Raw genomic sequence first — 8,040 nt, forward strand, 5'->3', positions numbered from 1 at the left:
GCCTCTATCCCTTCAAAAGCCCATCATAAAATTCCTGCCACAATCCTGTCAGTCTGGCTTCCGAATAGTACGCCGCACCTTTTTTCGCACCATCTTTAGCTGTTTCTAAATAGGCCTTATCGGTCGCCATCCGTTCTAATTGTGCTTTAAACCCAGCAACATCGGATGCTTCCATGTAATTCCCCGCAAGAATCCCTTCATAGAGCTCTAAATCGCGAAGTAACACCGAAAGCCCGCTACTCATTCCTTCTAGAATCGCCATCGGGAATAACTCATTGAAAGACGGTAAAAAAAAGCACGTCCGCCATATTATAATACGCATTCATATCTGCACGCTCGATAATCCCCGGAAAATCTACATTCGCAGGCGGATTATCATAAATTTCTTTTAATTCTTTATAGCCCGCCGTGATTTTCCCAAACGAAAAACCACCAGCCCAAATAAACTGCATTTCTGGCAACTGTTTCGCGACCTCAATAAAATCTAGAACGCCTTTACGATGCTGCACTTGCCCGACACCAATTGCCACAAATGCGTCTGGCGCAATACCGTGTTCCTTACGTAGCGCCATTTTGTCAGCGGTTGCCATCGGATAAAACGTATTCGCAGACACAAAATTCGGAATGTACTTAATCTTCTCTTCTGGTATACCATACGCCACCAATTGCGGAATAAACGACGGATTCACCACAACCAGCACATCCATCCGCTTGTAAAATAGAATCACGTACTTATAAAAAAACTTTTTTTCGCAATCCATGGCAGCTCTAGACTCTCATCCAAAGTTTCCGGCAAAAAATGCACATAACCGACCATCACGCCGCGCCGTTTCTTCACAAATGTGGATAAAAAGAACGGGAAATCAATCGTATGATAATGTGTTATATCCGATTTGCGGTATGTATTAATAGCCATGTCGTACTTATCCGCATGGTGTGTTGTCATTAAATTAATTAATTCTCGGTAAGCAGAAGCTACCCCCTGTCCTTTTACTTTTTCCGCAGAGGATAGCATCGTAATTCTATTCATGATATTTTCTCACTTTCTTCTCTCGTTTTTGGAGAACTGCCGCCGGAATGCTTAAAACATAATTGCTCACGGTATACTCGTCATGCGGTTCATATGCCCTTTGCCCATCAACCCAACCGTAATTCTTGCATACTTCCATGTAAATTTGTTCAATGTTAGCACCAAACCGTTCCGAAGAAAAACTCCCAATATGATGTAGGGCATTCGTTGCTAACTGTTTAGCCAACTCAGGTTGTTGCAACATATCACAAATCACCCCAGGCAATTCCCAATCTGCTCTAAAACTACGACCCGTTTTTCGATTCAAAATCAAATCCTCATTGCTACGATCCGTTTTTGCAATCACTGGAATTCCTGATGCCATCGCCTCAATGTAGGTCATACCTTGTGTTTCTGACGTAGACGCGCTTACAAACATATCGCCCAATTGATAAAAACGACCGATTGTTTCCCAGTCTTGTTCACCCGCAAAGATAACCGATTTCGAGATGTCCTCTGTAAACGCGAGTTCTTCAAGCGCCGCACGCGCAGGACCGTCACCAACAATAAGCAATTTCGCATTTGGAACCTTTGCCAAAACGCTCGGAAAAGCTCTCACGATAATGTCGATACCTTTTTCCTGCGCCACACGTCCCACCGAAACAACGACCTTATCATCCGGTAAAATACCTAAATCCGCCTTCGTTCGCGCTAAATCGGCTTTATCAAACCGGTCTGGTTGAAACGATTTAAATTCCGTACCAGTCGGGATAATTCGAATATGATTGGCAATACCATAGCTTCTAAGCGCTGTTTGTACCTTCTCCGTTGGCACGATAACCGTGTCCATCGAATCACAGAACGCACGACTTAGCTTCTGCACCACGCCTTGTCCAATCAATTTTCCTTTACCAATATAGTGTAAATAATCTTCATACATCGTGTGATACGTATGCAAAACAGGAAGATCGAATTTTTTCGCCATCTTTTTCCCGATTAGCCCCATCGAAAATTCCGTATGGGTATGAATAACATCAATTTCTAGACGTTTAATTAAACGGGTCACCTTTTGGGTTCCAGCCATTGCGATTCGTCGCTCAGGAAAAAACACAAACGGAATGCTTGAAAAACGGAATACTTTTCCTCGTTCCGCCTCCAAGTCAGCCTGTGGGTCTGAAGTTGTAAATATATACACATTGTGTCCTCGTTTGGTTAACTCTTTTTCCATCGTCTTAATTGATGTCGCTACACCGCTAATCTGCGGAAAAAAAGTATCTGTAAAAATACCTATGTTCACTGTTTTCGCCTTCCCTCCACACCATGATACAATACCATCGTGCCATTACCCAAGCTTATTTTCCAGCGTATTTTCGTCGTTAGAAGCTCCATTACAGGCTCTTATACCCAAGCATACCCGCTCTGGTACTCGCTTTTGCCTATAAACTAAACATTTACGACACGCTAGTTTTTCTTGTCCATCCTTATTATAACAAAAATTCAGCCAAAAAATCATTTTATTTTTCTACGTTTTCGACACAATTGGCTCTTATAATTCTATTATGCTACATTGTTACCGAAATTGCCTAGGCCTATGGTTTGATTTTTTCTCATACCTACGCCTTTATTATGAAAAGATTACTTTTTCGATAATCTCGATTTTGGGATCTAAGGACATCGCAACTGGACATGATTTTTTCACAAGATGTAGCGCTTTTTCGGCTTTTGATTGGTTTTCTGGTGCTACTTTTAAAGTGAACGTTACTTCGATTTTCTTTAAAACGCGAACGACTGCTTCTTGATCTTGCTCAAAATCAGCATGGATATTTTCAATCGTGTAGTCTATCCGTTTTTTTTTCTAAGATGGCATCGTACACATAACCACTACATGCTGCTACGGCCGCAACGGTTGCTTGTGTTGGCGAAAAGCCCGTGTCGCGATTTAACTCCCAATTTCCGTTCTCATGAATCACATCAAAACCGTTCGTACCTCTTACTATATCCATATCCTAATTCCTCCTAATACACTTCATAATTCTGACCTGTTTGGCCTCCAAGAACACTTTTCACAAATGCTTGAGCTACTCTCTCAACAGGAACTGGGTTGAAACCTACGAAAAAATCCGCGTATTTATCCCAAGATTCTTGCAACACATTCGGGCTTACACTGTTAATGCGAATCGCGCGTGGCATTTCGATTGCCGCTGATTTAACAAACGCGCGAATGCCACCATTAACCATGGCAGCAGAGGCACCTTGCTTGATTGGATCGTCCATCATGATTCCCGTAACAAGCGTAAAACTACCACCATCATTCAGATGTTCCAGTCCCAACAAGACTAGATTCATTTGTCCTTTTAGTTTCCCTTCAATGGATTGCTCGTTGTCTTCCGGCGTCATCGTTGTGAGTGGCCCAAAATAAGCAGCACCAGCCGCAACAACTAAGGCATCGATTTTTCCAACTTGCTCATACATCCCCTGAATGCTCGCAATGGACGTCATATCTACCGCCACATCTGCCCCTTTGCGACTCGCCGTAATCACCGTATGTTCCTGCTCCAATTTCGTAACAATCGCTTTTCCAATCGTTCCAGTTGCACCAACCACTACTATTTTCATGCTAAATTCCTCCTAAAAACTAATTCGTGTCCCGCCGTAGCGTCTTCGTATTAGCGACAAAAAGAGATACTAAAAGTACAAGAATCGCGCCTGCTAAAAGTAAGGTGGATAGCGCACTCTCATGATCGATAATAATATAACGCACAATCGCCGTGATCCCAATGTAAATAAAATAACGTAACGGGAAATGGTATTCCATCTCAAAATATTTAATAATCAAGGCTAAAAACTCAAAATAAAGAAAGAATACCAAAATCTCTTCGGTAATCTGATAAAAACTCTCAGACGTATCATAAAAAATACTGTGAAAAATCTCCCAAATCTCTTTAAACATTGCAATGACAAGTATTACCGCCACTAGAATTAATGCTAGATTTAACGCAGCCCGTAATAACCGTGGTGTTTTATCCGACCATTTCTTAATAGATTCGATCATCTACTTGCCAACTCCTCTCCCGTATCTATCTATTGTAGCAGATTTTGCACTAGAATTCATTTGCTGTACTGTCATTCATTTCGACTTTTTGTATAAAGGTTTCGAATAAGGCGCACATTTCGTCATCTTGTTTCACCATAATTTCAGGGTGCCACTGAACGCCCACCACAAATAAATCTCCTTCGCGTTCTAAACCTTCTATTACACCATCCGATGCCCAAGCCGTCGCGTGAAATGTAGCCGCCACCTTTTTAATAACTTGATGATGTAACGAGTTCACCATCGTCTTCTCACCAAAAATCGCGCGTAACTCTGAATTTTCTTTTGTCGTGACAGAATGAATCGGAAAAGCTGGATCAGTGTGCTGTAAATGCTGACGCTCAATGCCTGGCGCGTAACTGATGTCTTGATAAAGCGAACCACCAAAAGCCACATTCATCAGCTGCACACCGCGACAAATTGCCAAAACGGGTTTATTTTGAGCCAATGTTTCTTTCAATAATTCCATTTCATATAAATCGCGGTCTGGTAGCGTACCGCTAAGTCGTGCCAATGGTTCTTCCCCGTATAAAAATGGCGAAATATCATCGCCACCGGTAAGTATCAAGCCATCAATGTGCGCGACGATTTCCTTCGCATAACCAGTTTCTGTCACCGGTAAAATAATCGGGGCTCCTCCCGCTTTTGCTACCGCCTTGACGTAAGTATCATTCACTGTCGCGCGGTCCTCAAATATATTTTGCGGAAACTCCATACTACGACGTGTTCCCGAAATTCCGATAATAACTGTCATTTTCAATCGCATCCTCTCAAAACTTACTTCCTACTACAATAGTACATAACCGTTTTTCAAAATTCGAATCATCTGCCTTGCGAAATAAATCTTCGTTCTCTATAATGAACTATACCAATTAATATTATCTGGCTTTTATAAAGGGAGGAATTATATTTATGCAAGCAGACCAATTCAAGTATTTACGTTTGTTGTCTCGTAACTATCCTACCATCGCAAGCACCGCCACAGAAATCATTAATTTAGAAGCCATTCTCAATTTACCGAAAGGCACAGAGCATTTTTTAAGCGATTTACACGGAGAATATGAAGCTTTTGAGCAAGTCATCCGCAATGGTTCCGGTGTTGTCAAACGAAAAATTCACGATGTGTTTGGCAATCGGTTGACAGACGCCGAGATTAATAGTTTGGCGACTTTAATCTATTATCCAGAACAGAAGCTAGACCTAATCTTAGAAACAACAGAGAATCTTGCTTTATGGTACCGCAGCACTCTTTTTCAATTAATTGAGCTCTGCGTCCACGTCTCTTCTAAGTATACCCGCTCCAAGGTGCGCAAAGCAATGCCCGCCGATTTTGAATATATTTTACAAGAATTACTGCACGAAAATCACCTTGTAATGGATAAATCGCTCTATTACCAAGAAATTATCACGAGTATTATTTCGCTTGACCGTGCCGCTGAGTTCATCGGCGCGCTTGCCCGGCTAATTCAGCGCCTCGTTGTGGACCATTTACATATTGTGGGCGACGTGTATGACCGCGGACCTTATCCTGATAAAATTATGGATTCGTTGATGAGCTACCACTCCATCGATTTTCAGTGGGGCAATCACGATATGCTCTGGATGGGTGCTGCGAGTGGATCGCGTGTTTGTTTGGCGAACGTGCTACGGATTTCGAGTCGGTATTTGAATCTAGATATTATCGAGGACAGCTACGGCATCTCGATTCGTCCCCTTGCTCTTTTTGCCGAGGAGAATTATGGCGAAGACCCTTGCACCGCCTTTTTGCCTCAGAAAACCGCGATTACCGAGCAAAGTACGACCGAGATTAATCAGATTGCGCGGATGCATAAAGCGATTGCGGTGATTCAGTTCAAGCTTGAAGGCGAAATCATTGCGCGTCATCCAGAATTTGAGATGCAGCACCGATTATTGCTCAATATGATCGATTACAAAGCTGGCACTGTGACGCTTAAAGGGAAAACGTATCCGCTCAAAGATCACCATTTCCCAACGATTGACCCCGCTAACCCTTATGTCCTCACGCCTGAAGAGCACGAACTGATCGACAAACTCGTCTCCTCCTTCAAAAATTGTGAAAAACTCCAGCGCCACGTCTCATTCTTGTACGCCAAAGGAAGTATGGTTCTGACATACAATAGCAATCTGCTGTACCACGGTTGTATTCCACTGAACGAAGATGGTAGTTTTATGGAGATGACACTAAAAGGACAGAAATACGCTGGGCGGGCTTTGCTGGAACAATTCGAGCAAATTGCGCGTGAAGGCTATTTCCGAACAAGCGGAACCCCTGAAAAGAAATATGCGCTCGATATCGTCTGGTATTTATGGACCGGCGCCGCTTCTTCTCTATTTGGAAAAAGTGAAATGACGACGTTTGAGCGCTATTTTGTGGAAGATAAAGAAACGCATGTTGAAAAGAAGAACGCGTATTATAAACTGCGAAATGAAGAGAAGATTTGTCATCAGATTCTGGCGGAATTCGAATTGGATTCGAGCGGTCATATTATTAATGGTCACACGCCAGTCAAAGAAGGCAAGGGTGAGAGCCCGATTAAGGCGGGTGGCAAGATGTTAGTCATCGATGGCGGCTTCTCCCCAGCTTATCAAAAAACAACAGGTCTAGCAGGCTATACGCTTCTATACAATTCGTTTGGTCTGCAACTAGTATCCCATCAACCGTTTACTTCGACAGAAGACGCGATTCAGCAGGAAACCGATATTCTCTCGACACGCCAGGTGATTGAGACAGAAACCGAACGGAAACTCGTTCGCGATACGGATATTGGAAAAGATTTATTACGACAAATTGATGAATTAAAATGCTTACTCAGCGCGTATCGGCAAGGTATGATTAAAGAGCATTTGAAATAGACTATTTTTATACCGGGATAAGCTGTTTATTCAGCTTTTCCTAAAAATTCATTATAGAACCCCTGGCTGGAACCTATGGAAAAATGGACAGTGATAAGTAATCCCAACATTCGTGCATTCGTGTATCATAATACTACTTTGCTGCTGGTCGTTTTTCTTGGGTAGTTGCAATGGCCAAAAGCGGCCAAAAAAGAAGCACGCCATCCATTTTGGACAGCGTACTTCTTTTCATGCGTGACTGGCTATTACTTGCTTATTCGCCAGCTTGTACTGTTTTACGGTTTACTTCTTGAAAGCTTGCGTTGACGGCTACCACTTCTACTTTATCAGTGGCTTTCGTGATGCTTGCAAGACCAGTGATTGTGAAGTTGCCGTTGCTCAGTGATGCATTTTTAACCGGAGCTCCATTGACCCATAGGCGAACAGCGGTAACGTCTTTTCCGTATGTTCCTGTGATGGTCGCATCGCCAAAGGTATACGCATTAGCGTCTAGTTTGTAATCATAGATGGAGCCGTTCGGAATCACTGTGACTGTTTTCGTGTTGACTTCTTTGTATTGGGCGTCTACAGCGATGATTTTCACGACATCGGTGGTGCTCTTGATGTACGTGTTAGCGCCTGTGATGGTGTATGTGCCCGCTGATGTTGTCGCTTGTTTCACGATAACGCCATTCACGGATAGGCGAACTTTGGCTACGTTGGTACCCATCGTGCCGTTAATCGTTGTATCTTGATCCAATGTGAAATTGGCTGGTGCTGTTAAGGCATTGTCTAGTGTGTCGAATCCAGTAAGGGTTACCGGTTTGCGATTCAACTCGTTGTATTGTGCGTCTACGCCCACCACTTCGACTTTATCGGTTTTGTTTTTGATGAAGCTCGCAACGTTTGTGAAGGTGAAGTCGCCATTGCTGGTTGTTGCTTGTGCTACCGCGACATCGTTGACCCAAAGACGGACTTTCGCAATGTCTTTGCCGTATTTACCGGTCAGGGTCGCACTATCTTTCGCGTACGGGTCTGGTGTTAGACTCGTGTCTAAGATGGATGATCCTTTGGTTACGACTGTTTT

At 43.0% G+C, this 8,040-nt stretch carries 6 protein-coding genes and 2 pseudogenes; 1 reads left to right on the top strand and 7 read right to left on the bottom strand.

The annotated features are described in order from the left end of the window. Positions 1 to 4 precede the first annotated feature (4 nt). The 6 genes and pseudogenes from PCORN_RS21075 to PCORN_RS09725 all read right to left on the bottom strand — a co-directional run bounded on the left by PCORN_RS21075 (position 5) and on the right by PCORN_RS09725 (position 4,854). Positions 5 to 1,030 (bottom strand): annotated as a pseudogene (locus tag PCORN_RS21075) (glycosyltransferase family 4 protein). After that, a complete protein-coding gene (locus tag PCORN_RS09705; protein WP_036079718.1) occupies positions 1,023 to 2,306 on the bottom strand; it encodes a glycosyltransferase family 4 protein in 1,284 nt (427 codons plus the stop codon). The pseudogene PCORN_RS21075 and the gene PCORN_RS09705 overlap by 8 nt, the downstream one beginning before the upstream one ends. A gap of 327 nt (positions 2,307 to 2,633) precedes the next feature. Further along, positions 2,634 to 3,012, bottom strand: a pseudogene (locus tag PCORN_RS09710) (OsmC family protein). 13 nt (positions 3,013 to 3,025) lie between these two features. Then, on the bottom strand, positions 3,026 to 3,625 hold the full coding sequence (locus PCORN_RS09715) for a short chain dehydrogenase (protein ID WP_036079721.1): 600 nt from the start codon (positions 3,623 to 3,625) through the stop codon (positions 3,026 to 3,028). A gap of 19 nt (positions 3,626 to 3,644) precedes the next feature. Beyond that, positions 3,645 to 4,058, bottom strand: coding sequence for a phosphate-starvation-inducible protein PsiE (gene psiE / locus PCORN_RS09720; protein WP_036079843.1), 414 nt, complete (start codon positions 4,056 to 4,058; stop codon positions 3,645 to 3,647). A gap of 52 nt (positions 4,059 to 4,110) precedes the next feature. Then, the gene (locus tag PCORN_RS09725; RefSeq protein ID WP_036079845.1) at positions 4,111 to 4,854 is read right to left on the bottom strand and encodes a gamma-glutamyl-gamma-aminobutyrate hydrolase family protein; all 744 of its coding nucleotides are present in this window, start codon (positions 4,852 to 4,854) and stop codon (positions 4,111 to 4,113) included. Between the two features lie 158 nt (positions 4,855 to 5,012). Here PCORN_RS09725 and PCORN_RS09730 point away from each other — a divergent pair, with 158 nt between their 5' ends. Then, entirely contained in the window at positions 5,013 to 6,974 is a 1,962-nt protein-coding gene (locus PCORN_RS09730) for a fructose-1,6-bisphosphatase (protein ID WP_036079724.1), read from the top strand. Positions 6,975 to 7,227: 253 nt separating this feature from the next. Here the strand turns inward: PCORN_RS09730 and PCORN_RS19345 are convergent. After that, positions 7,228 to 8,040 (bottom strand): immunoglobulin-like domain-containing protein (locus PCORN_RS19345; RefSeq protein WP_036079727.1); only part of this gene is annotated, 813 nt, incomplete at its 5' end.

It is taken from the genome of Listeria cornellensis FSL F6-0969 (assembly GCF_000525855.1).
GTDB classification, from domain to species: Bacteria; Bacillota; Bacilli; order Lactobacillales; family Listeriaceae; genus Listeria_A; species Listeria_A cornellensis.

Excerpts from the sequence above, each read along its gene's own strand:
- PCORN_RS09715 (WP_036079721.1), bottom strand. The coding sequence starts at position 3,625 with ATGAAAATAGTAGTGGTTGGTGCAACTGGAACGATTGGAAAAGCGATT.
- PCORN_RS09725 (WP_036079845.1), bottom strand. The coding sequence starts at position 4,854 with ATGACAGTTATTATCGGAATTTCGGGAACACGTCGTAGTATGGAGTTT.
- PCORN_RS09730 (WP_036079724.1), top strand. The coding sequence starts at position 5,013 with ATGCAAGCAGACCAATTCAAGTATTTACGTTTGTTGTCTCGTAACTAT.